This is a genomic window from Neptuniibacter pectenicola (assembly GCF_001597735.1).
In the GTDB taxonomy this organism is placed as follows: domain Bacteria; phylum Pseudomonadota; class Gammaproteobacteria; order Pseudomonadales; family Balneatricaceae; genus Neptuniibacter; species Neptuniibacter pectenicola.
The window spans coordinates 63386-88196 of sequence record NZ_LUTS01000011.1; the positions used below are offsets into that span (position 1 = coordinate 63386).

The following is a 24811-nucleotide window of genomic DNA, read 5'->3' on the forward strand; positions in this document are numbered from 1 at the left end:
TTATCATGGATAAGCAGTCCACTAAGGCTCATAAGGCCACCCATTTTTTACATAACTTGGATGAAGCAGTATTTGCTTATCCTAAGTTAATTCTAAGTTGTATTTTGCTGGTGACGCTCTTTTTCGCGTACCAGATTCCGAGTGTAAAAATGTACTCGGATTTTGCTGACCTGCTGCCGCAGGAACACACTTACATAGAACTTCACAACGAGATTAAGGAGTCCTTTGGGGGCGCCAATGTTGTGATTGTTGGGGTGGAAGTGGAAGAGGGGGATATCTTCAGTAATGCTGCCCTCGAAAAGATCCATCGTGTAACTCAAGCTGTAGATAGCTTACCAGGTGTTAACCATAACCTTGTGGCCAGTGTAACTCACCGTAACTCCCGTAAAGTGTGGATGACGCCGGAAGGGAATGTGAACTCTGAGTCCTATTATGATCCTCAGGGTGGTGAAATGAATGTGGAAGCCCTGTCGGTACTGCGTTCTGATGTGTTGGCTGATCCTAGGGTGTATGGCCCATTAGTCTCGCCAGATATGAAAATGGCGCTGGTTAAAGCGCAGCTCAATGAAGGCCAGTTGGATTACGTTAAAACCTTTAATGAGATCCAAAGCTTACGTGATGCGGAAAACGCTGAGGGCTTTAAGATCCATGTGACTGGCCAGCCTATGCTTGTGGGTTGGGCGTATCAGTACTTAGATCAGATCATAGAGATCTTCCTGTTTACCGCGCTGATTATGGTGTCGCTATTGATCTTTTACTTCCGTAAAGCCTACGGGGTACTGATTCCTTTAGCCGCGGTGATCGTCTCCTCTATTTGGGGGATCGGTATTATTTCGCTGTTTGGGTATAACCTCGATCCATTAGGACTGGTGATCCCATTCCTTATTTCTGCCCGTGCTATGTCGCATGGTATTCAGATTGTCGAGCGCTACTATCAAGAGTTAAATGATCATGCCGATCATCATGTGGCAGCACGTAGTACATTTGAGAATCTATTTCGTCCTGGGAGCTTAGGTGTTGTCTCTGATGCGATAGGGTTGTTGCTTATTGCGATTGGTTCTATTCCGCTGAATACTAAATTGGCCCATTACGCGTCCCTCTGGGCGCTATGCATTATTATTACCGTATTGCTGGCGGTACCTCTTTTACTCTCAATTCTTCCAAAGCCTAAAAACACTGAAGTTAAACACAACATATTTCGTAATGTTGGCTTTGCCTGTGCGGAGATTATTAGCGATAAACGCTCAGCAAAGAATGCTTTATGGATAGCGGCTTTCTTCCTTGTAGGAGGCTGGTATTTCTCCTCTAAGGTTGTGATTGGTGAGTCTGAGCCGGGATCGCCGATTCTCTATCAAGATCATGATTACAACGTGTCCTCAAAAGCCATCAATGACAGTTTCCCAGGCTCAGAGGAGCTTTACATTGTGGCCGAGACCTCAGAGAAGGGCGGTATTAAACGTCCAGAAGTGCTGAAAGCGTTAAGTGAGCTTGAAAATCACATGATGCTTGATCCTGAGGTTGGTGGGGCGAAAGGGATTCCTGATTTAGTAAAACAGGTTAACCGTTTACTGCACAATGATGATCCCCGTTGGGCTCAGATTCCCGCGGATTCACGATACGTAGGTGGACTTATGTTTACCTATATGATGTCGAGCCCAATCCCTGGCGCATTGAATGAGTTTGTCGATACCGATGAGCGAATCGCCAATCTAGTTTTCTATTATAAAGATCACCAAGGAGAAACGATCCGTCGTGCCATTCACACGGCTAAAGAGTGGATTACCGCTAATGAAGGCAAAGTTGAAGGACTTACGATTCGCCTTGCTGGCGGCACGATTGGTGTAACTGCCGCAATGAATGAAGCGGCCTATGAGACTAACCTTTGGGTGCTTCCTTTAGTCTTCATCCTGATCTTTGTGATGGTGATGTTCTTTTACCAATCATTAGCCGCTGGCACGATGATGTTTATGGCGATGCTATTCGCTACCACTTTGACCTATGCCTACATGGGTGTGACTCAAATGGGTATCAACATCAATACTGTGCCGATCATTGCGGTGGGTGTCGGTGTAGGTATCGATTACTCAATCTACATGATGGACCGTATTCGTTCAGAAATGGTCAAGCTGAAAAATCTTAATGGAGCGGTTCGAGAAGCGATTCGGACGACGGGATTGGCGATTAGTTTTACCGCAATCACTTTGATTGCAGGCATCGTCATGTGGGTCTTGTTATCTGACCTGCGCTTCCAATCAGATGCCGCACTCTTACTGACGGTCATGGTGATTTTGAATGGCGCTGCGGCCATGTTGCTGGTGCCGAGTTGGGTGCTGGTCTTTAAACCTAAATTTATCTGCAAGGCTTACCAAGATGAGGATGGTGTACTTCATTCGTGAAGGCCGTTTCATTGGTCAGCGTTGGAGAAAATACTCGCTGGATTGAAAATCTAAAATAAAAAAACCTGAAGGGGTTTAGTGATGACAAAAAAAATAAAAACACTTAACAAAGTAGCCATTGGGGTGGCTACAGCGATAGCAATGAGCTATGGCCCAACCGTATCTGCGGGGGAGACGCAATGGTCCGGTTATGTGGAAAATGCTACCTATTTCCGTGATAAGAAAGGCTTGTCTAAATTTCGTAATACCGCACAGGCAGAGTTTTACAAACCTGTCGAGTCAGAGGGGTGGAGCAATGTCAGCATCAATGGTGTACTACGTGCCACCTATGATGGGGTGTACGACCTTAATGATGGTGAGTTTGGTAAAAATGCCGGTGAAAATTACCTAGGTGAAAACTGGCATGATAATAATACGGCGTCTTCATCGGCCGTATTAAACCCAGGTGTTGCTTTTCCTTGTGAAAATGACCCTGCCTTATGCAACAACCTCGATGGTTACATGGATCAGGATGAGAACGATGCTAAGTTCTCAGATTTTAATGATGAGTTGGATTTTATCCGTGAGCTTTATATTACAGCGGATAAACAGTTAGCGAATGGTGATATTTTCAACATCACGTTTGGTAAGCAACAAGTCGTATGGGGCAAAACCGATCTATTTCGCGTGTTAGATGTGGTAAACCCAGTAGATTACTCACGCCACAATATCTATGACGAACTTGAAGATATTCGTATCCCGCAGTGGATGTTGACTGCCGAATGGCGCATGGGGGCAAACAACGTTTTTGATGACCAGAATTTACAATTTATCTGGAATATTGATAAGTTTCGGCCTCATAACTTAGGCACTTGTGGCCAGTCTTACAAAATGGTTGATGCAGGTTGCTTCTTTGCGTCGTCAATTCAAGGTGGTGGCCCTTATGTAATCAATGATGTTGAAGAGTATGACTGGAACCTCAAAAACACCCAATTTGGTATGAAATGGGAAGGGGTTTATGGGGACGCTACCTTCTCACTTAATGCCTTACATTACCGTCAACAATTACCTTCTATCCATGCACTAGGTGCACCGGGTAGTAACTTTGGTTTGTTCGATATTCACTTCCCGCGGGTCACCTTGTTAGGGGGCGCGATTGATTATTATTCCATGGCTACGGATGCGACATGGCGTTTAGAAGTTGCGTATACCGAAGGGGAAGAGCAGCCACGCGATACCAACGGTTATAAAGAAACCGACATGCTGCGTTATGTCATTGGGTTTGATAAAAACCTGATTATGCCATCTTTAGGGACCCGCAGTGCCTTCCTGATCTCAGCTCAGTTGTTTGGTGAACATATCCTCGATCATGAAGTTGATATGCCTAATGATGAGGACAACTGGATCGCAACAGGTTTATTCAAAGGTTTTTATATGAATAACCGGTTGAGTCCACAAATTATTGTAGCGCATGACTTTGCAGCTAAAGCGACCGCTATCGCGCCAAGCATCTCGTTTACACCGGACAACCACTGGATGTTTAACCTTGCCTTGAATGTGAAAACTGGCGGTGATGAAACCTTCCCTTGGAGTGTCACCGGTGGTGAAGCAGGTGGTGGTCAAACCGAGCCTTTAGCACGCTTCCTAAATGGCCCAATCGGTGTAGCTAATCAAGAAGACGAAATCCAATTTACAGTTCGTTACAGCTTCTAATACGACAGAATAATAAAAGGTAGATAGTGATGTTGAAAAAAACATTAATTACGTTAGCAGTTACAGCAGCATTAAGCGTAAACGCACAGTCGGCACCAATTTCTGAAGATGTGATTCAGGAAGCGTTCCACCCTTATGCAAACTCATTACCTAAGGCCGATATGGTTAAGCCAGGGATGACTATTAATGCAGGTAATGTTGATTCAGTTAAGGAATACCTTGATCCTGCAATGTATATGTTCATCAAAAATGGTGATTATGAAATGAAAGTGGGGGAAACGACCTCATTTGATCTCCATAAATCTTATGTCGACGCTACACGCAAATACTCAGGAGATGTAAAGTTAGGCTCAAAACCGGGTGAAATATCAGGTTCTGTTGCGGGTCGACCTTTCCCTCAGGAGCCATCATTAGATGACCCCCGAGCAGGTGAGAAGCTAGCTTGGAACTACAAGTTTGGTTACAACTGGGGAGATTCCTCCGCGATTTACCCGTTCTATTGGAAATACCGCGATATGAACAGTGGTAAAGTAGAACGTACAGTAAAAATGAACTTCCACTTTTTGAATTTCACTCACCGAACGCAACAGGAACCATTCCCTGAAATTACGCCCAACCCATCCAATCTGTTTCGTGGCATCTACGTTCAAGTGTTAGAGCCGTTTGATGTGAAAGACACTCAATTACTGATCCAGCGATTTGATGATGATCTTAAGCGTGATAATGCCTATTTATACTTGGGCTTTCAGCGCCGTGTGCGCCGCTTGTCTTCAGGTCAGACAACCGATGCCTTCCTAGGTTCTGATGTAATGATCGAAGACTTTGAGGGTTATAACGGTCGAATTAGTGATATGAACTGGACTTACAAAGGCACCAAATACATTTTGTCGCCGATGTATAACCATAACGAGATGGTGCTTGATACTGAAACTCACAAAGATGATGACGGTTATCAGGTGATTAAGTTCGGTGGTAAAGGGGGATGTTTCCCAGAGATAACTTGGCAGCTGCGTAAAACCTATGTTGTAGAATCTACGCCGGTTGATCCTAACCACCCAATTAGTAAACGTGAGCATTACATGGACGCTCAGACATTTATTATCCCACGTAATATTACCTATGACCGTAAAGGTGATATGTGGAAAAGTTGGACTATTGGGCAAGCCCATCCTGATCATCACTTACCTATAAATAAAGGTACTGGTGTTGCTATTGATGATAGCTTCTCCATGGTTGATATGCAGGCCAATCATTGTACTACGGGGCAATTCAAAGGCGTGGTAGATCCTGAATTAACACCACCAAGTAAAATGACGGTTCAAAACTTACGTGCGTCTGGCCGTTAAGTTTAAGGTTGTTGCGGCCCCTTCGTTACCGTAACAACCTTTTTAACAAAACATACTTTATGTAAGCAGGATGCTTTTTGTTTAAGCCAAGGACGGCTTTTATTTTGAATTATTCCTACGCATTTCCCATTAAAAAGTAGTGAGTTATCACGTAATTACTTAGGTGGTTGTTAGTGATCTATCCCATGGTATTCATAACGCCGCCGGTATCTGTTATTCAAATCTGACGTAGAACAATAAAAATGAATAGATTTAAACAAATGTCCATTAGCTTACGGATTACCTTAGGTTATATGGTGATGATGTGCCTTTTAGCTATGTTAGGTTTCTCCTCTGTATTCAATATCAGCAAATTAGCCTCGGCCTTACAATTTGTATCAGGGCCTGCGCTTCAGGCGGCCAGTGGTGGTAGTGATACCGCCTTTAATCTTCAAAGAGAGATGTTAAAAGCTCAGCAGATCTTCCTTAAGCAGGTGGTGCCGCAAACGGGCTTGGCAGAGATTGAGGAATTACATAAAGAAGGGTTACGTGCTTTTGCGCAAGTGTCGCAAAGTGGATTAGTGGATAACGCTTTATTAGACCACTCGATTACCCAGATGGAGGCTTATAAAGCGTTAAGTGATCAATCGCTTGCGTCATATATTCTGGTAGAGCAGAAACGCTCTAATTTAGCCTCGCTGACTGATTTAGTATTAGAGCATGTCACAGTTACTCAAGAAGACACCATGATTATGATTGATGATCATTATAATGATCGTCTTGCCACAGAACGGTACCGGGATTTAGAACTGGTACTATCGGAAATTAAAACCTTAGTGCTGTCGCGTAACTATGTTTTACAGCAGTTCTTTAATGGGGTGGAGGTAGACACGCAACAAAAAGTGATGGTTGAGCAATATAGACTGTTGCAGCCTACCTATGAGCGTTCATTAGTGATGCTTAAAAATTTAGCGCTGATGGAACAAGCGAATAATATTGAAACGTCTTTAGGAACACTGCTTAAACAGTATGATGAGGTTGTTAGTGCTCATCTTGAGTTTAAAAAAGTGCAGGAGAGTGCATTCAATAAAGCGCAGTTACTTTTAATTAATTTATCTAAGATCAAGCAGCAAGGTGAGCAGAAAATACGCGATAACACCTATTCAGTTGTCACCCTCGTGGAGCAGGCTAAAGGCTTCATTCTGACGGTTGTATCTACTGGTTTACTGGTGGGCATTATTGCCATGTGGTTAAGTTATAGAACAGTGATTAAACCAATTGATACCATTGCCAATAACCTTGAACAAATAGGGGGCGGTGATGGCAATCTAAACGTTAAATTACATGAGAAGGGCGCGAAAGAGTTAAGTAAGCTTTCTATAGGTTTTAACGTTTTTGTTAATAAGATTCGACATACAGTGGTTGGCGTCAGCAAGGCGGTTAAAAATCTATCTCATCAAACCGATAAACTAGCAGCGGTGAGTAGTGCCACGCGGATTATAATTACTGAACAAGCGGGGGATACCGAGCGGGTTGTAAAAGCGATAGATCAGCTGGCCCTGAGTACTGAGGATATCGCTAAAAGTGCTGCCCATGCTGCGGATGCGGCTAAGGATGCCGATGAGTTTTCTGAAAGCGGGAAGTATGAAGTCCATACAATGATCCAAGCAATCCGCAGTCAAGTTGAACAACTCAGTTCGACAAGTCAGGTTATGGAGAAACTGTCTAAGGATTCTAAACGCATTGGCGATGTTTTAAGCGTCATAAATGATATTGCAGAGCAGACTAATCTATTGGCGCTTAATGCAGCGATTGAAGCCGCACGAGCAGGGGAAAAGGGACGAGGTTTTGCTGTAGTCGCAGATGAGGTTAGAACCCTTGCAAGTAATACCCAGGAAGCAACGACGACGATCAATGATGTAATTAAAGAGTTGCATGGGGCAACCAAAGAGGCGGAAACATCAGTGGAAAATGCACTAAAAATAGCAAAAAGTGGTGTTACCCAAGCAGAAAAAGCAGATAACATTTTAAGGTTAATTACGGATGCGATTGGAACGATTAATGGCGTTAATATGCAAGTTGCTACGGCTACACAACAACAAGTTAATATCACTCAATCGATTAAAGAAAATATCTATTCAGTCAGTTATAAAGCGAGTGTAACAAGCCAATCCTTTGATCAGATTAATGAAAGTATCGACGTTATTATTTCTGTTGTTGATGGCTTAGAAAAGGGTGTGCATCAGTTTAAATTAACGTAAATCAAACGTCATCATTGTCCAATCAAAACTGGGTCTCAGTACATCGTGTTTGATGTAGATATATATGAAAGATATTGAGATCCTTCTTCTATTTTCGAGGTCTCGCATCGAACGTGTATTCGCTTTTTTAAAACTAAACTGAACCAATCTATGCCCCATTGCGTATATCTGTCTATTGATAAGCAGTATTGGGTGGGGCGATGCTTTCCGGTGTATCAGAATACTTTTGGGTCAACCTATTGGGTTTTAACCTGTTATGGAGTCTGTCTGTTTTTTATGGGGATTAGACTTTAGCTTTTGTTTCTATCCTTTTGATATTACATATATTTTTTCATTCAAGCCCTGTTTCTGAAATGGTTATTATTGGCCTAGCTGGGGCAATTGGGTATGCCGTTGATAGCGTGCTTATGCAGCAAGGTATTTTCGCTTTCGGGTCGGGTTTGTTTGATGCTTCATGGGGTTTAGCCCCCGCATGGTTGTTGCTGCTCTGGTTTGGGTTTTGTGCAACGTTGCGTCAGAGCTTACGCTTTTTTGCTAATCATTTAGGCCTCAGCGCATTGGTGGGTGCGGTTGTCGGCAGCTTAACGTACCTGCTGGCTTCAGCGTTGGGGGCGGTTGTTTTTCCTCTCTCTTCGGTGGTGACGGTATTAATGCTAGCGGCTATATGGGCCGTGCTTTTCCCTTTGTTGCTTTGGGTTAGTCGCTTTGTTGGGGGTGCTTATGCGTAAGTTTATTGCGGGTGTGTTTTTACTTTTTCTTACCGTTGAAAGCATAGCTAAAGAGCTCCCCGATGAATGGATTACCGTTGGTCAATCTGAGCTGAAAATCTATTGGTTTTCTGTTTATAGCGCGGTATTGCGTACACCCGATGGGCGTTATTCCAAGGGAGATATGCCGTTGCTGCTGACGCTTAATTATCATCGCGATATAGGTCGTCAAGCGTTACTGGATGAAACGGAAAAGGAGTTGAGGCGCTTTATCACGACAAATCAGGTTGCGGACCTGTTGATGCAAATTAATGATATTTGGCCGGATGTGTATGAGGGGGATCAGCTCTCCTTTTTACTTGATAACCAAGGGGAGGGTTACTTCTTCTTTAACGGTCAGTTTATGGGTGTTTTACATAAGACCTATCAAAGCCAAGCGTTCGTTAAAATTTGGCTCTCCACGCAAAGCCGATATCCCACGTTAGCAAAAAAGCTTAGGGGTGAATTTAATGAAGACCTATCTGATTAAGGTGATATCTATGTTTTTTCTGCCGTTTTTAACGGGTTGTACGGTCAATATTGATCAGTATGTAGATGAGAAGCCCGAGTTGGATCTACGGGAGTTTTTTCAAGGACACTTAGAAGCCTACGGAATTGTTCAGGATTATAAGGGCAAGGTAAGTCGGCGCTTTCGTGCGGATATTTTGGGGCAATGGGAGGGTGATAAAGGGGTGATTGATGAGCTTTTTTTCTTTGCGGATGGAGAGGAGACGCATCGCTGTTGGCAGCTAAATCGAGCAGGCAATCGTTATGTTGGGACGGCAGGCGATGTTGTTGGCGAAGCAGAAGGGGTCGTTGCCGGTAACGCGCTTAATTGGAAATATGCGTTGTCTGTACCAGTGAAAGATAAGATTTGGCGACTCAAACTTAATGATTGGATGTACCTTGTGGATGATAAGAACTTAATCAATCGTGCAAAAATGTATAAGTTTGGTGTAGAGGTTGGACAGATCACACTTTATATCCGCAAAGTTTCGTCAGTCCCTCATCGTCCATTATCCACGGGGTGTGCAGTACTATGACACTTAAAAAAACGGATGCACTACCTTGGCGAAGTGTATGGATTACAGGCGCTGGGCGTGGGATTGGACGCGCGCTTACGATTTTATTGGCTGAGCATGGCGTTAATGTGTATGCGTCTTCTCGAACCGCTGCTGAGCTTGAAACGCTTGCATCAGACTATCAGCATCTTCCTGGTGAGATTATTCCCATTATTTTGGATATTACCTGCACTGAGCAGGTTGTGGAGCTAATCGATGGATGGGATCAATCCGCATTTTTTCCTGAACTGGTTATTCTTAATGCGGGTAATCATGATCCCTTTTCTGCGGATCAGTTTAGTGCGCGGCGCTGTAAAAAATTATTTGATGTTAATCTACAGGGCACTGTTAATTGTTTAGAGCCTGCGCTTCTGCGTATGCTCAAGCAGGATCAAGGTCATATTGCGGTGATGGCTTCTGTCGCTGGGTATAGAGGCTTACCGACTGCTGCTGCGTATGGTGCGAGTAAAGCGGCGTTAATTCATCTTTGTGAATCATTACGTTTAGATTTAAAGGATACGCATGTAAAGCTTCAGGTCATTAACCCCGGGTTTGTTAAAACGCCATTGACCGATAAAAACGAATTTACCATGCCCGCTTTGTTGACGGCAGATGATGCTGCCCAGAGAATACTTAAGGGTTTACTAAGTCAGCGGTTCGAAATTACCTTTCCTAAGCGTTTCACCTTTATACTTAAACTCCTACGTATGCTTCCTTACCCTGTATATTTTTATGTGGTTGGTAAGCTGGTGAAGTAGGCTTTGCTTTTTAACACAGTAAGGGAGTAAATATATGGGGACATGGTTAGCGACATATATAGATGTGCTGGAAACCCTAAGCCCTGATAATTTGTCTCGGTTAAAAGCATGCACGGCTGAGCAGATTGAGTTTAAAGATCCCTTTAATTATACAACGACACAGGATGACTTTATTGCGCTGATGGCAGATATGTACTTACGTCTTGACCATGTTCGCTTTGAGGTTAACCATTCAATTGAGCGCGAAGGAGAGGCTTTTATTGAGTGGACCTTTTATGCAGAGTCAACGCTGACAGGAAAATTTAGCTTTGTGGGTACCAGCAGGTTGAAGTCGGATCAAGCGGGTCGGGTGGTTCAGCATTTTGATTATTGGGATGGATCGACATTAATGGAAAAAATCCCGCTTATAGGTTTCTTTATTAAGCGCTTAAGAAATCGGCTGTCTTATCGGGAATGATTACTCTTCTGTTACTCAATAGTGCATACATGACGGAGGCGTTTGAATGTTGAATCGATTGAACATTGTTTTTATATCACTTGTCTCTATTTGCTCTTTTAATGTTGCCCCCTTATATGCTGGTTCGCTTGCTCCCTTCACCAGTGATGGTTGCAGCGCATTTCCTGATGGAACGCTTGAGCACCGGCAGTTATGGTTAAGGTGCTGCACCGCCCATGATTATGCTTACTGGAAAGGGGGGAGTTATCAAGAGCGAGTTCAGGCGGATAAAGCCTTAAATCGCTGTGTTGCTGAGGTTGGGGAGCCTGAGCTAGGGTTGCTCATGTTAGCAGGTGTGCGTATTGGTGGGACGCCGTTTTTTCCAACAACGTTTCGTTGGGGCTATGGTTGGCCTTATCCGCGCAACTATAGAGCGCTTACGGGTGACGAGTTGGAGCAGGTACGCCGACTTTCTACGGGAATTATCCATCAAGGGCGAGAGGGCAATTACCTTTTCGATTCGATACCTTAGTTTTCTTTTGTCTATTTTAAGCTATTCTTTTATTGCTGTATAAAATTGCAGTTCAGCATCATGGATTGTGCTGTCTCTTCATTGAGTGTTTTCTTTCCTGGTGTCCTTTGCGTGTTAGGGGTTGAGGTACTGTCTTGTTGTTTAAGTTGTGCTTTGCCACTGACTTGCATCTGAATGTTTTTAAATAGGGTGACTTGGCTCATGTTGATGCTTGCGCTAGCGTTGGATTAACGCAGGGGATATCGGATTAGCCTCACCAAAAACCATGTAAGAAAACAAGGACGACTATTATGAAGACCTGTGCGTTGGTTATCGGGCATAAAAAAAATTCGCCCGGTGCTGTGAATGAACATCGTAATCTGAGTGAATTCACATTTAATGAAGCGCTGGCAAAAGAGATTGAAAGCGCGGTTGTCGGGGTGCATATACAACGGGTGTACCGGCGTACTTATAGCGCGTTACCGAGTGATCTTAATGAGCTTGAGCCTGATTTTATCCTAAGCCTTCATTGTAATGCGTTTAATAAAACGGCGTCAGGTACTGAGGTGTTGTATTACCACCGCTCAGCGTTAGGGCGGCAGATGGCTGATATATTACAGGCGCATTTAGTGCACGCATTAGGCTTGCCTAATCGGGGTATTAAGCCGAAAAATTCGGAGGATCGGGGAGGGTACTTACTACAGAAAACGAATGCGCCTTGCCTGATTGCCGAGCCTTTCTTTATTGATAATGATCACGATTTAGAGATCGCATTTACAAGTTATGCCGCCTTAATTGAGGCCTATGCCCGAGCGATTGAGCAGATGGCTGAGTTGGTCGATTGATCGGGATAATCTGCGCAGTAGAAGCGGCCTAATAATTGTGCCTTCTATTTGTTAAAATAGGGCACTCTTTATTTTTGTTGAGGTGATAGGTTTGCCCAGTCCGCTGTTAGAAACATTGTGTGATTTAGTCACTGAAGCGCATACCCGTATTCAAAAAGACTTTAGCCAGCTAGACCCCATTGTCGGTGTGAGCCAAGGAATGAGGAGCGTAGGCATACCTGCTGATGCGATGACGATAGACTGCTTAAGGTCAGGCAAACGTATCATTATTGTGTTGCATGATGAAACGCCTCAGCTCGTTAGTTATCAGTTCGCTTTTAGAGATAAAGATCCACGTAATGAGTTTGAATCGTTAGACCGCGCTGAGTTAACTGAGGCGCTGTTATACGATTGGATGCAGCATTACTTTTTAGCTAAGGTTTAGCTGTTACGCCGACCTAAGTTCCCCCATCCTTTTCACCGCAGTGGGTTACCTTGTTGCGGTGTTAAATGATGTGGGGTCATTGCTATTGACCCAGATTTCTACTCGCCGATTACGTTCCCTGCCTGTTTTTGTACTATTGGAGGCGATCGGTGCCATCTCCCCCAGTCCAACCGTATTCTTAATATTAATCCCACGCGCTAAGAGTGCAGACTCGACCGCTTTGGCTCGTTGTAGCGAGAGGGACTTGTTGCCTTGTGGGTCTCCAATACTGTCAGAAAAACCGATTAGCATAGCTTGTTGCGCTGGATTTTTTTCGAAGAATTGCACAACCCGCTCTAAGTCACGAACCGCTTTGTTGTCTAACACAAAGGTTCCACTATTAAAGCGGAAGTTTAACGAAAGCCGTTGTGCGTTGTTGACGGTTTCAATATAAGTTTGGGGCAGATTGGCTGTTAGCATCGGCTGGGTTTTATAGATGTTTTGTGAAATAAATCCTGTTTGCTTCACCACGTCCTGCCCCTCTTTCGAGAGGACAAACTCTATAAACTTATGGGCATCTGATTGGGTGCTAATCGTGCTGGGCTCATAAATATACAAGCGTCTAACCAGTGGGTAATCCTCAGTGGATATCGTAAAGGAGGTTGGATAGATTGGTTGCCCATATTGATCATCTGAGATGGCCAGTGCTTTTGCTCTTAATACATAAGGTAAGCCAATAAACCCAATGGCCCCCGCTGTTTTACTTACTTGATCTGACAACTCCACGCTTGATTCAATGCGCGTAGCTTGCGGGCTAAGTGCGACCCCATGCTTTTTAAGTACCATCGACTTAAATGAATCCCATGTTCCCGAATTACTATCACGGGCAAAGATCTGTATCGTTTGGTTTGTACCGCCTAATGCTTTCCAATTTTTGATATGACCTGAGAATATTTGCGCCAATTGTTCCGTATTTAAGTGATCAATAGGATTGTTAGGGTTAACAATGACAGCCAAACCATCCATGCCGATAATATGTTCAGTGCTTTTTGAACGAAGATCACCGTATTGTGAGGCTAAGGTTTTAACCTCTTTATCCTTAATGCGCCGAGACGCCATGGCTAAATCAGTTTCCTTCTTTGCTAATGCGCTAAAGCCGGTACTTGAGCCATGGGCAAAGATGGGCACTAAAGCATGCCGGCGATTATCTGGGTGAGAGATGGCTAAGCTTTTTTCTACTTCAACTTCGGACTCGATCAGTTCAAATTCGGTTGCCCCTTGGCTTTTGTAGAACGCTTTGACAAGCTCAGGCGCGAGTAACTCACCAATGGTATTTGATCCTTGGATACGGAAAGGGGTAGTGGGTGATGCTGTATTATGGGCGACCGTCGAGGGGGTGCTCTTCTGATACCCTTGGATAATCGATCGGGTGGTTTGAACCGTGGCATCGGCTAAAGGCTCAGAGGTCAGGTTTACGGTAGAGGTGTTGGTTCTTAGTGGAGCCGATGGTGATAATGGTTGTTTTTCAAGACTCTTATTAACACGGCTTACCGTGCTTTTTTCAGTTGTGTTGGTAAATTGTATAAGGCTAAAACTAAATAACAGAAACACAACGATAGCGAAAACTATATAGACCGGTTTGTTATTATGATTAACTGCTTCTATGCTTGTGTTTGCTGTGTTGCTAACCGTAGAGATAGGTTCCGGTGGTAATTCAACCTCTTGAATCAGTTCTAGCGTATCTGCTGCTAGGAGCTCAGTGTAAATTTGCTGCAATGGTTTACTAATGGGAAGTTCTGTAATATCAATGTTGAGCAGAATTGCGTGTCTATACGCTTGATCATGGGTAAAACGGTGCAGGTCTATTTTTTCATGGCCCTGTCGCTCAAGTTCACGTTTGAGTTTCCAGATCAGGTCAAAAACAGTTGTTTTCACAAGGCTACTCTCATCGATAGGCAGAGGTTAAGATAGGGGTAAGGCGGGTGATTCTAATGATGGAATATTGCTGCAATATGACAATAACGTTGTAGACTTGAGTATCTATACACGTTATCTGTAAATAACGATCGGGTGCATGGCGACTCGATACCAATTGGACGAGGTTGAAATGAAAAAACGGATTTTATTGTGTAGCCTTATTATGAGCCTTCCTTTGTGCTCTACTGCGGATGAACTCTATCGCTGGGTCGATGAAAAAGGGGTTAAGCATTTCAGCAACAAGCCGCCTCAAGGTGCTGAGCGCGCTGCCGTTCGTGGTGAAGTAAATTCGGGGGCGTTAAATGACCGACCCCTTAATACCATGCAGCCTTATACCGCGCCGGTGATTAAAGCGAAGCCTGCTGAGGTTGATGCTGCGCCGGATGCTGTTAATAAAGAGGATGCGGATACGCCAGAAAATGCCGCGAATACAGACAACACAAACACCTCAGGAAAGAAGGATAAATCTAAGCTGCAGAGCCGAGATCAGCAACTCGAAGCGTATAACGCAGCGGCTAATAGTAAAGAGGCGCGGATTAAGGAGATTGAAGCGGCAAAAAACAAGGACAAGGCGACACCGAAAACCCTGAATCAAAAGTTAAAAGCATATAATGATGCTAAAACTGTAAATCAAGATTAGGTGCCGTTTAGTTTAGACGCCCCATTGTCTGACACGGCCCACATCCAAGTGTATAAACTCACTTTTTGAATAGATACCAACCCCACCTGCGCGCTGTGCGATAGCGGCCTTATGTAGCGTCTTTAATGGAACTCCCGGTATCCGAATATCAATCGCTTCTCCTTTCATGTGGTAGCTTTTTTTAGCGACTTTGTTGCTTTTGGCTCTTAATTTTTCATTGCTTTCAGGTGACCGATAGCCGGATATCACGTGAATAGGTTTATTGTCAAAGTCGAGCTGAAGCGCATGAAGTAACATCAGCAGGTTGGTATTCATCTGATGCACTTGATTATTACGGTGATCACGAAGCAGGTAATCCAGCGCCTGTAGACTGGTATTTTGGTACTGACCCTCCGCGAAAAAAGTACTGTCTAGCGACTCTCCTGTATGGAGGTTAAGTAACGAAAGTGAGTGATCTTTCGTGCTGTGTAAATTTGCGAAACTGGTTGCAGGGAGAGCCGTCATTGCAGACACGCTACCGAGAACCTTTAGAAATTTACGTCGAGAATGGGTAATGAGGGTTGGTTTTTTCTGCTGCGGTATCATTCGTTTACACTGTCGCTGGTATCAAGTTGACGCCATTATGCACAATTACGTTTTAATAGTACATTATTTGAACAGTAGTGCCGACTGTGACGAATTAACGTCGTGTGGATAGGGCGTATCGGTCTTGCTTATAGATATCATCTCTGAAGTTGATCGTGCCTTCTGGATCGGCCCAAGCGGTCCAATAGGTGACATGAAGGGGGATAGGCTCTGCCAATGTGAAGGTCTGCGTGCTTGTTTGGGCAAAAATAGGATAAAGTTGCTCATGTTTCCAGCCGTGGGTCATCCTCATTAATTCGTCCGCGAGTTTTCTTGGTTGCTCTAGGCGGATACAGCCTGAGCTGAACGCACGCTTGTTTTGGCTAAACAGACGCTTAGCCGAGGTATCATGAAGGTAGATGGCGTAGGTGCTATTTGTTAAAAATTTTACCTGTCCTAGTGTGTTTCCCTCGCTGGGAGCCTCCCAAAAGCGCTGGTAGTTTTTGCCTATATATAACTTGTCATAGTCTATATCGTTATCGGCAATCACGGTTCTCCTATCTCCCCAACCCGATACGACCTTTAGGTTTACTTTAGTTAAGTAGGACGGGTCCTTTTTAAGTGCAGGGATGATATCTCTATAGGCAATGCTTTTCGGGACATACCAGGATGGGTTAACAACGATGCGGTTTATTTGGCTATCAAACACCGGGGTTTTCCGCTTCTTTTTACCGACAATGGTTTTCATGGAGAGAATAGCGTTGTTTTGCTCGTAAAGGTAGAGTCGAAATTCGGGAATATTGACGTGTATAAAACGGTCACTATTGGGAATAAAGCGTTTGATCCTAGCGATATTTACTTTTAATTGCTCTGCCCGCAGAGAGGGGCTCACGTTGAGTTGGCGGCGGGTTTTAGGCCCAAGAATGCCATCGGCCTCATCTCCGTGCCTTGTTTGGAAATGTACTAGCGCCTCATGTAGGTCGATATCAAATAACGGATCCTGTCGCTGTTCACAGTCTACAGGAGGGTGGTCCCCTAGTTTAATCAGCTTCTCCCTGAGTAATGGGACCTGTATATGTTGGTCAGTAAAGCTGAGTGACTTTCCTTGTGGGATAGGCTGCCATGCGCCTTCATTGGCTAGCGTTATGTACCGGTTATAAGCGTCTTGTAGTGAGTGTAAGTTGCTGAGACGTTTGGTTTCTGTAGGCGGAGGCCTATTGCTGATGGTATCAGGGGTTAATGCCGAGACCGTGTGAAGCGAGGTGTTGCTGGGTGCTTTAGCAAGGGTAATCTTCTCCGTCGCTACACTGGTTAACGAGCAGAGGGTTAAGCTGATAAATAAAAGCAGTGAGCGTAGACAATACATAGTGGCCTCATGGGTGACCTATCAACCGTCTATCGTTTGTTAAGGTTGATAAAGCTACCTTAAGTACAGGCACGAATGGGGTATTGTTCAAGTGTAAATAGGTGAATACTTTTCATTTATCCTCGATTTTGGTCTGGAAGGGGGGGTACTGGGCGATAAACGCCTGTTTTTATGTGCAGGGAGGGACTGAGCTAGCCTACCGAGTATGCAGGTAGGCGATGGCATGTTGTTATTGGCAGCATATTCTAGTGCTAAGTATGTGGTCGGTGCTACTGAGCCTTAGACTTAGACTTAGAGCAGAGGGCAGGTGTTCGGTGATTTATTTCTTCTTCTTTTTCAACGCATCCTGATTTTTGTAGTACTCATCTTCGTAGTAGGTACCGCTGACATTTAATTTTTTCTCAGCCCAACGATTAAACCGGGACCAAAGGAAAAAACCAGGGGTCATTAAAATCATAATACCCAGCATAAGTCCGGATCCTGCATACTCTTGCGGCATCTGTTGCGTAATCCAGTCTAAAAAGCCTAGCTCTCTGCCAATGTAAAACCATAAGATAAGTCCGACGAAGCCGGTACCGACAGCAAGATGGTGTAAATAGTTTTTTGAGTTTTTTTCAGTCATTTTATCTATAACGGTGTATGCGTAAGCTTGGCAAGTAGGGCTCAGGATCAATCATAAGATCACTACGTTGCTGGCGTTTGCGCGTTTCGGGTGGGGTTAAGCTGGGCTCATTATATTCTGGAAAGGTTTGTTTATCATCTAATGGGAAGAAAATAGGTAAGGGCGCATTTCGGGCTTTGCGTAGTAAGGTCTCATTTTCTTGCCAAAGTATGTTCGCTCGCATCAGTGGAACTTGGGGCTGTAACTGAGCGAGGGGCTCTGCATCAGGGATTTTTGCAAGGGCTTCTAACTGTAATTGTATATGGAGCTGAGATAGATCCATCTTTAGTAGTTTTTTCTCGGCGGCGGCAACTGATAATTTTTTAATACTTCGACCACTGGTGTACCAGCTAAACAGCACCTTCGCAGGGGGTTTGTTTAACACGGGAAAGAGACGATAGCATTGCTTTAGATGCAGCCGTGCTAACCCTTCCCGTTGAAGTTTAAGGTTAAGCTGTTCTGATCGTTTGTTGAGGATGCTTGAGGGATCACCCACTTGTTCTCTATAGGCTTTAACTGATTGTTGAAACTGAGCTTTGATCTGATTGAGTTGGTGAATGATCGGGATAAGCTCAGCCGGTACGCCAATTAAACCATAAAGGTTGTCAGTTTTTCGACCATCCCCTTGCTGAAGGTGCCAGATATTGGTTAGGGCGTGAACAACCTCAGGGAGCGACGGTTTAGATTGATTGTTGGAGAGTATGAACTGCTTGGTTTTGTCAGATCGGTGGGCCTTTAGCAATTGGGTGCGAAACTGTTCTAAACCTTGATTAAGGCGATCAAAAGCCCTGACTAAGGTTTCAGTTTCGTGGGCGCTCGTCATTTAAATGACTTCAGTAGATGATTCGGATTGCTGTTTCTTTAACCGGGCTTGGCTTTCAAAAATCTGGCGAGCCAGAATCATACGACAGCTTTCAGGCATTTTTATAAATTCTATGCCTATCATAAAGCCACCGTCCTCTAAGGCTTGGCTGCGGCAGCATTGGGCGTATATGAGTAAGCCTAAACATGACTCAGGGAAAACCAGTTTGACCGATAAAAAAGAATCTATATCGAAGGCTTCATTGCTTCTAAATTGAATGCCCCCTTCAGAGAGGTTTACTTCTTGGACCTCTGAATTGCTGATGACCATTTCATTTGAGGCGATTGCTTGCGCAATACGCTCAATTTTATCGTGCATGATCTGTAGAAATGAGGCCACGTTACTATCTTTTTCCGATATCTTTCGGAGTAAATGATGGCTTTGGGAGTCGATCTCTTGAAGCTGGCTTAAAAGTAAAAAGTTTGGAGAAACACCAAATTGAGTAGGGCTCGGGTGATGTTCAATCTCTGATTCAGCAATGACCTTCAGCTCCAATGAAACACGTTGGTCTATTCGGAAATACTGGCGGCGGTCTTGTTCCTGCATTGATGAACCCTCATCGGTGTTAGTGGTTTCTTAACGAGTATAAGTACAAACGCATAGAAAAGCACCTTTTTGTTAGTGTGGTTTTTATCGGGTTTTAAAGTGGTTTTATGTTTACTAAACAGTAAGTTAGGCATGCTTAATGTCATAATAAATTAATAGTGTAAACTTTTTACACAGTTGGTTTTCTGTGGTTTAATCGCGCCATGTTTAAACCATTATCCCTATTTATTGGATTGCGCTATACCGCTGCTAAGCGAAGCAATCATTTCATCTCTTTCATCTCATTGGCTTCGATGCTTGGTTTAATGCTCGGGGTTGCTGCGTTGATTGTTGTGCTGTCTGTTATGAACGGTTTTGACCGTGAACTAAAACAGAGGATTCTAGGCATGGTGCCTCACGGCTCCATTAGCGCGTATGGTAAGCCGATTGAGAACTGGCCGCTCCTCGTTGAACAGCTTTCCCAACACCCTGATGTGGTTGCTGCTGCACCCTTTATACAGGCGCAAGGTATGCTAACCAGCAAAGGGGTTGTACGCGGTGCGCTTGTTAATGGTATTGACCCCGTCATTGAACAGCATGTTTCTATACTCGGTGAGCACATTACATCAGGCTCTTTAGAGGCGTTGAACCAACAGCGATTTGGCATTGTGTTGGGAGATCTACTTGCGCGTTATTTAGGGGCGAGGGTTGGAGATAAAGTGACCTTAGTACTACCTGAAGCATCGGTGAGTGTTGCTGGGGTGGTGCCTCGGTTAAAGCGTTTTACGGTCGTTGGGATTTTTTCTGTTGGTGCTGAGCTTGATGCGAATCTTGCTTATATTAATCTTGAGGATGCGGCTAAGATTAAACGTTTAGGTGATGGGGTTGATGGGATACGTCTGAAATTTGATGACCTGTTTATCGCGCCAAAGAAAGTAAAAGAGATCGCTGCTAGCCTTTCCGGGTATTACAGTTCAAGCGATTGGACGCGTACCCATGGCAACCTGTTTCAAGCGATCCAGCTAGAAAAGCGGATGATCGGTTTGCTGCTGTTTTTAATTGTGTTAGTCGCGGCCTTCAATATAGTTTCAACACTGGTGATGGTCGTAACAGATAAAAAAGCGGATGTGGCGATATTGAGAACCTTAGGGGCGACCCCTGGGCGTATTATGCGCATCTTTATGATCCAAGGCACCGTTATCGGCGTGTTAGGCACGCTATTAGGGACATTGCTTGGTGTTACATTGGCGCTAACGATTTCAGATATCATTGCATGGGTCGAGCGCACGTTTAATATTCAATTTTTAAATGCGGATGTTTACTTTATCAGTTACCTCCCTTCTGACCTGCAATGGGCTGATGTGGGAGTAATAACGTTTACAGCGTTGGTGATTAGCTTCCTCGCAACCATCTATCCCGCATGGCGTGCAGCCAAAACACACCCAGCAGAGGCTTTGCGCTATGAGTAATCGTTCTCCATCTTCAGACCTGGTGCTTGAAGCTAAAGCGGTGTCTAAAGTCTATAAAGATGCGGGTAACGAGGTGGCGGTGTTATCTGGGTTGGATTTTTCACTTCATCGCGGTGAGCAGTTAGCAATTATTGGGTCCTCGGGCTCGGGTAAAAGTACGCTGTTAAATATTTTGGGCGGGTTAGATGAACCCACCGAGGGCGAAGTGCTCGTTGCGGGTAGAAACCTTCATTCTGGTAATGAAACTTACCGCGCTAAAGTGCGTAACGAAACCTTAGGTTTTGTCTATCAGTTTCATCACTTGTTACCTGAGTTTACAGCCCTAGAGAATGTGGCCATGCCATTGTTAATGCGCAATATGCCGATGAAAGAGGTTGTAGCACATGCTGAGGCCGTGTTGAGTTCAGTTGGCCTGTCACACCGCTTTTCACATAAGCCGTCTCAATTAAGTGGGGGAGAGCGTCAGCGAGTTGCTATTGCGCGATCTTTGATCGGCAAGCCTGCGGTTGTTTTGATGGATGAGCCAACGGGCAATCTTGATAGAACGACAGCGGCCAGTATCCAAGCCTTAATTGATGGTTTAAACCAAGATTATGATATTGCCTTTGCTTTAGTCACACACGACCCTGAGTTAGCGAAAAGAACGGGGCGAGTGCTTGAGCTGGTAGATGGGAAGTTGGTAGAACGGTAACTAAGGCTTTTAAGCGACATGTGCGCGGTCTTTTTTACCTTTTTATTTGTTTCTTAGATTACGCTTCTTCCAATTGTGATTCACATTCCACGTCCACAAGCCGTGGATGGTGAAAAATCCTACCACCCCAAAGAATAACCCCGATAGCACTGAGCCTAAAAGCAACGGCCACCAGATGTGCGATAAGCTGCTTTCCAAAAACTCCATACTCATTTCAAAATGAATTGAACTACCGGAGTCCCCAATCAAAAAATGACCAACCAAATAATTGAAGTAAAAAATAGGTGGCATCGTGAAGGGGTTTGTTAGCCATACTAAACTAACCGATATAGGAAGGTTGCTACGTACGACTGTAGCAATAACCGCGGCCACTAACATCTGAAGCGGTATAGGAAGAAATGCGCAGAACAAACCCACAAAGAAAGCCCTAGCAACTGATTTTCGATTCAGGTGCCAAAGGTTCGGTTCGTGAAGATATTTTCCGAGCCAACTCAAGTATTTATGCTGTTTGAGTTTAGCTTCGTCAGGCATGTATTTTCTTATAAGTTTGCGTGGCATCATCTAACTTACTTATTATGGGCTAGCAAACGAGCGTAACGGGCATTATGCCCGCTGCTCTTAACTAAGCCAAGGAAAGTTGAGCATGAGATCAAGGATGATCGCAATTGCTGTCGGTTTTTTATGCGCCGCATGGCTGCCTCAGGTTATACCCGTTTTGGGTTGCATTTGTATTGCACTCTTAACGCTTGTCTTCGCGTTTTATCGTCGATCAACATATAACGGGGTGCTGCTCTGTTTTATCGCTGCATTGCTGTATGCATCGTGCTGGGGTAGTTGGCAGCTATCCCATAAATTACCCGATCAATTACTCCGTTCCGATTGGATCGTTACGGGTACGTTGGTTGATCTTCCTGATAGTGAGGCGGGCGTTATTAGATTCAATTTTAAGGTTGACTCTATGGCGTTACACCGTCTGCCCAATGGGTCACATAATAGCCCTGAAATCCAAAAGCTTCTATCGGATCTTAACGTCCGGTTACTGAAGCTTTCTTGGTATAAGCCCTCTAACAATCTCATACCTGGGCAATATCTTAAACTAGCCGTTAGGATAAAGCCTCCCCATGGTTTAGTGAACCCTTCAGGGTTCGATTATGAGCGATGGTTGTTAATTAATAAAATTGATGCCACCGGTTATGTCCGTGAAGTGATTGATAAGGAGACGGATATTGATGGCGGGATCGCGGGCCTGCGCCATGCAATGAACCAGAGGATTGAACAGCGTTATAGTGAGTCTAGAGATATGGCGCTCGTTCAAGCATTAACGACCGGGTATAAGGCAAATTTTTCCCAAGATGATTGGGAGCTGTTAAGGCAAAGCGGCACTGTTCACCTTGCCGTTATCAGTGGTTTGCACATTGGCTTTGTCGCGTTAATTGGCTGGTGGTTTGGGCGTGTGCTCTCGGTTCTATCACCGCGATTTTATGGTTTGCCATATTGTTTATCGGTGCTGTTTGCCGGGATCTATATGCAGGTGGCAGGCGCCGAAATACCTACGCAGCGGGCGTTTATTATGGTGTTTGTTTTTATGCTGTCGGGATTGCTGAAATGGTATATCGATATCTGGCAGCGCTGGTGGTTGGCCTTAGTCTGTGTGCTGATATTTGCTCCCTTAGCGGTATTAGAGGTTGGGTTTTGGTTGTCATTTTGTGCGGTCGCACTATTAATATGGTTTAGTCAGCAGCCTATACGCTGGTATGGCGTGATAAAAATACAGTTTTTACTATTGCTAGGTATGCTACCGCTGTACCTTCACTTCTTTTCTGCGATTTCCCTCGTGGCGCCACTGGTTAATATTATAGCGATCCCTCTGTTATCGATTCTGATTGTTGTTATCGCTATAAATTTAGCGGTGTCTTTTTTTTCAATCAGTTTTTTTGATGGTGTAGAGCGTAATTTAGTTGATCTTTTTTGGACGCTTGTGGATCTCTCAGCGGCACAGGAGTGGTCTTATCTCACTTTAGATCCACCGCCGCTTGCGGTCATTGTTGTTGCGGCCATTGGGGCGCTTATTTTATTGTTGCCATCGGGGTCACTACCTAAATATATGGCTGTTTTTTTCTTTTTGCCTTTATTAGGTGATCAAATGCGTGGTGATGACCTAGATACCTCTCCCGTGCCGGAAACGTCTAGGTTAAGCGCAATTGTTTTTGATATAGGTCAAGGTCTTAGTGTTGTGGTAGAGGTGGGGACATACAGACTCTTATATGATACTGGCCCAGCCTATTTATCAGGCTCGACAGCATTTGAACGGGCGGTGCTGCCGTATTTAACGCAGGCACGCATTAAGCAGCTTGAGCATATGGTGTTAAGTCATGATGATAATGATCATGTGGGCGGCTTTTCTGCTGTTAAAAAGGCGGTTCATATTGAGCAGGTTTTTTCCTCCTTTGATCTTAGTGGGGAATACGATCGGTCCTGCAAGCGCGGTGTAAAATGGAGGGTTGGTGGCGTTGAGTTTGAGTTTTTGTCGGGCTCTACTGGGCGAAACGATAACAATCGCTCTTGTGTGTTGTTGATCTCTGATGGGCAGTGCTCGCTGTTATTGCCTGGCGATATTGGGAAATCCGTAGAAGCTAGCATCGTCAAGCGTCATCAGGCACTTAAGGTGAATGGCCCAGTTACCTGGTTGGTTGCTTCGCATCACGGCAGTCGTAGCTCTAGTTCTGAGCTTTGGCTGGCTGCTATCTCACCAGAAAATATTATCTTTAGTGCGGGTTATGCTAACGCCTTTAATCACCCTCACCCAGAGGTGGTTAAACGGGCAAAAGCCTATGGTGCGCAGGTGTATACAACCGCAAAAACGGGGGCCGTGTTTTTAAAATCAGACGCGGAGGGCGAATGTACTACAACAACAATGCGCCAAGATGAAAAACGCTTCTGGAGATAGATTAATTCAATGTGATAGAGTACGGCGCAGTCAAAGGAGAAATTACTGTGTTTGAGATTTTACAATCAGGTGGTTGGTTAATGATACCAATCGTAGCAAGTTCTGTTCTTGCCTTAGCTATCTGTTTAGAACGTCTTTGGACCTTGCGTCCAAGTAGGGTGGCCCCGCCGGGTTTGTTGGCTGAAGTTTGGGCATTAATCAAACAACGTAATATTACCGCCGAGCGGCTTAAAGATATTAAAAGTGGTAGCCCTCTGGGCGTTATCCTTGTTGCGGGGCTCAATAATGCGTCCCATGGCCGCGAGGTAATGAAAGAGAGCATCCAAGAAGCCGCTGGACAGGTGGTGCATGACCTTGAACGTTTCCTAAATCCTTTAGGTACAATTGCTGCAATTACGCCGTTATTAGGGTTGCTGGGTACCGTTATCGGTATGATTAAAGTTTTTACTGAAATTATGATTCAGGGTACAGGCAATGCGAGTGTCCTTGCTGGTGGTATCTCTGAAGCGTTAATTACAACTGCGGCTGGTTTGACCATAGCCATTCCTGCGCTAATCTTCCATCGTTATTTTCAGCGTCAAATTGATTCCTTGGTTATTACGATGGAGCGAGAAACGGTTAAGCTCATCGAAGTAATGCACGGCGAACGTGATATTGATGTTGAGTAAGGAATAC

Annotated in this window: 25 protein-coding genes; 17 read left to right on the top strand and 8 right to left on the bottom strand. The window is 44.4% G+C overall.

The window, feature by feature from the left end:
* Positions 1-5 precede the first annotated feature (5 nt).
* The 10 genes from A3773_RS13955 (at position 6) to A3773_RS14000 (ending at position 11207) form a co-directional block, all read left to right on the top strand.
* A complete protein-coding gene (locus tag A3773_RS13955) occupies positions 6-2396 on the top strand; it encodes an efflux RND transporter permease subunit (RefSeq protein ID WP_067987064.1) in 2391 nt (796 codons plus the stop codon).
* An 81-nt stretch (positions 2397-2477) separates the two neighbouring features.
* Positions 2478-4088 carry a DUF1302 family protein gene (locus tag A3773_RS13960; RefSeq protein WP_067987066.1) on the top strand — a complete coding sequence of 537 codons (1611 nt, stop codon included), beginning with the start codon at positions 2478-2480 and terminating at the stop codon, positions 4086-4088.
* A gap of 29 nt (positions 4089-4117) precedes the next feature.
* The gene (locus A3773_RS13965) at positions 4118-5434 is read left to right on the top strand and encodes a DUF1329 domain-containing protein (protein ID WP_067987068.1); all 1317 of its coding nucleotides are present in this window, start codon (positions 4118-4120) and stop codon (positions 5432-5434) included.
* A gap of 242 nt (positions 5435-5676) precedes the next feature.
* Positions 5677-7674, top strand: a complete 1998-nt coding sequence (locus tag A3773_RS18600) for a methyl-accepting chemotaxis protein (protein WP_082800636.1) — start codon at positions 5677-5679, stop codon at positions 7672-7674.
* 305 nt (positions 7675-7979) lie between these two features.
* Positions 7980-8402 (top strand): DUF2878 family protein, encoded by a 423-nt coding sequence (locus A3773_RS13975; protein ID WP_082800637.1) that lies wholly within the window; start codon positions 7980-7982, stop codon positions 8400-8402.
* A complete protein-coding gene (locus A3773_RS13980) occupies positions 8395-8910 on the top strand; it encodes a hypothetical protein (RefSeq protein ID WP_067987074.1) in 516 nt (171 codons plus the stop codon). The genes A3773_RS13975 and A3773_RS13980 overlap by 8 nt, the downstream gene beginning before the upstream one ends.
* Positions 8891-9463, top strand: a complete 573-nt coding sequence (locus tag A3773_RS13985; RefSeq protein ID WP_067987075.1) for a DUF3833 domain-containing protein — start codon at positions 8891-8893, stop codon at positions 9461-9463. Before A3773_RS13980 ends, A3773_RS13985 begins: the two co-directional genes overlap by 20 nt.
* Positions 9460-10239, top strand: a complete 780-nt coding sequence (locus A3773_RS13990; protein ID WP_067987077.1) for an SDR family NAD(P)-dependent oxidoreductase — start codon at positions 9460-9462, stop codon at positions 10237-10239. Before A3773_RS13985 ends, A3773_RS13990 begins: the two co-directional genes overlap by 4 nt.
* 34 nt (positions 10240-10273) lie before the next feature.
* Positions 10274-10696 (top strand): nuclear transport factor 2 family protein, encoded by a 423-nt coding sequence (locus tag A3773_RS13995; protein ID WP_067987079.1) that lies wholly within the window; start codon positions 10274-10276, stop codon positions 10694-10696.
* A 46-nt stretch (positions 10697-10742) separates the two neighbouring features.
* Positions 10743-11207 carry a hypothetical protein gene (locus A3773_RS14000; protein ID WP_082800638.1) on the top strand — a complete coding sequence of 155 codons (465 nt, stop codon included), beginning with the start codon at positions 10743-10745 and terminating at the stop codon, positions 11205-11207.
* A gap of 29 nt (positions 11208-11236) precedes the next feature.
* Here the strand turns inward: A3773_RS14000 and A3773_RS17865 are convergent, their stop codons facing one another.
* Positions 11237-11410, bottom strand: a complete 174-nt coding sequence (locus A3773_RS17865) for a hypothetical protein (RefSeq protein WP_156473539.1) — start codon at positions 11408-11410, stop codon at positions 11237-11239.
* Positions 11411-11497: 87 nt separating this feature from the next.
* Between A3773_RS17865 and A3773_RS14005 the strand changes: the two genes are divergently transcribed.
* Entirely contained in the window at positions 11498-12031 is a 534-nt protein-coding gene (locus tag A3773_RS14005; RefSeq protein ID WP_067987081.1) for an N-acetylmuramoyl-L-alanine amidase, read from the top strand.
* A 91-nt stretch (positions 12032-12122) separates the two neighbouring features.
* Complete coding sequence (locus A3773_RS14010) at positions 12123-12455, top strand: hypothetical protein (protein ID WP_067987136.1); 333 nt, start codon at positions 12123-12125, stop codon at positions 12453-12455.
* 45 nt (positions 12456-12500) lie between these two features.
* Here A3773_RS14010 and A3773_RS14015 read toward each other — a convergent pair whose 3' ends face one another.
* Entirely contained in the window at positions 12501-14369 is a 1869-nt protein-coding gene (locus A3773_RS14015; RefSeq protein ID WP_067987084.1) for a substrate-binding domain-containing protein, read from the bottom strand.
* A 139-nt stretch (positions 14370-14508) separates the two neighbouring features.
* Here A3773_RS14015 and A3773_RS14020 point away from each other — a divergent pair, with 139 nt between their 5' ends.
* Positions 14509-15051 carry a DUF4124 domain-containing protein gene (locus tag A3773_RS14020; protein WP_082800639.1) on the top strand — a complete coding sequence of 181 codons (543 nt, stop codon included), beginning with the start codon at positions 14509-14511 and terminating at the stop codon, positions 15049-15051.
* Positions 15052-15063: 12 nt separating this feature from the next.
* On the opposite strand, the gene mepK is transcribed toward A3773_RS14020, so the two are convergent.
* The 5 genes from mepK to A3773_RS14045 form a co-directional block, all read right to left on the bottom strand.
* The gene (gene mepK, locus A3773_RS14025; RefSeq protein ID WP_067987088.1) at positions 15064-15636 is read right to left on the bottom strand and encodes a peptidoglycan L,D-endopeptidase MepK; all 573 of its coding nucleotides are present in this window, start codon (positions 15634-15636) and stop codon (positions 15064-15066) included.
* Between the two features lie 94 nt (positions 15637-15730).
* Positions 15731-16981, bottom strand: coding sequence for a L,D-transpeptidase family protein (locus tag A3773_RS14030; RefSeq protein ID WP_067987090.1), 1251 nt, complete (start codon positions 16979-16981; stop codon positions 15731-15733).
* A 319-nt stretch (positions 16982-17300) separates the two neighbouring features.
* Positions 17301-17603, bottom strand: coding sequence for a hypothetical protein (locus A3773_RS14035; protein WP_067987092.1), 303 nt, complete (start codon positions 17601-17603; stop codon positions 17301-17303).
* 1 nt (position 17604) lies between these two features.
* On the bottom strand, positions 17605-18465 hold the full coding sequence (locus A3773_RS14040; RefSeq protein WP_067987094.1) for a hypothetical protein: 861 nt from the start codon (positions 18463-18465) through the stop codon (positions 17605-17607).
* On the bottom strand, positions 18466-19050 hold the full coding sequence (locus tag A3773_RS14045; RefSeq protein ID WP_067987097.1) for a PilZ domain-containing protein: 585 nt from the start codon (positions 19048-19050) through the stop codon (positions 18466-18468).
* A gap of 203 nt (positions 19051-19253) precedes the next feature.
* Between A3773_RS14045 and A3773_RS14050 the strand changes: the two genes are divergently transcribed.
* Together A3773_RS14050 and A3773_RS14055 are read left to right on the top strand one after the other, a co-directional pair.
* Positions 19254-20498 carry a lipoprotein-releasing ABC transporter permease subunit gene (locus A3773_RS14050; protein WP_067987099.1) on the top strand — a complete coding sequence of 415 codons (1245 nt, stop codon included), beginning with the start codon at positions 19254-19256 and terminating at the stop codon, positions 20496-20498.
* The gene (locus A3773_RS14055; protein ID WP_067987101.1) at positions 20491-21189 is read left to right on the top strand and encodes an ABC transporter ATP-binding protein; all 699 of its coding nucleotides are present in this window, start codon (positions 20491-20493) and stop codon (positions 21187-21189) included. Before A3773_RS14050 ends, A3773_RS14055 begins: the two co-directional genes overlap by 8 nt.
* Positions 21190-21231: 42 nt before the next feature.
* Here A3773_RS14055 and A3773_RS14060 read toward each other — a convergent pair whose 3' ends face one another.
* Entirely contained in the window at positions 21232-21720 is a 489-nt protein-coding gene (locus A3773_RS14060) for a DUF2062 domain-containing protein (protein WP_331709176.1), read from the bottom strand.
* 112 nt (positions 21721-21832) lie between these two features.
* Here A3773_RS14060 and A3773_RS14065 point away from each other — a divergent pair, with 112 nt between their 5' ends.
* Together A3773_RS14065 and A3773_RS14070 are read left to right on the top strand one after the other, a co-directional pair.
* Positions 21833-24136, top strand: coding sequence for a DNA internalization-related competence protein ComEC/Rec2 (locus A3773_RS14065; protein WP_082800640.1), 2304 nt, complete (start codon positions 21833-21835; stop codon positions 24134-24136).
* Positions 24137-24183: 47 nt separating this feature from the next.
* Complete coding sequence (locus tag A3773_RS14070; protein WP_067987105.1) at positions 24184-24804, top strand: MotA/TolQ/ExbB proton channel family protein; 621 nt, start codon at positions 24184-24186, stop codon at positions 24802-24804.
* Positions 24805-24811 lie beyond the last annotated feature (7 nt).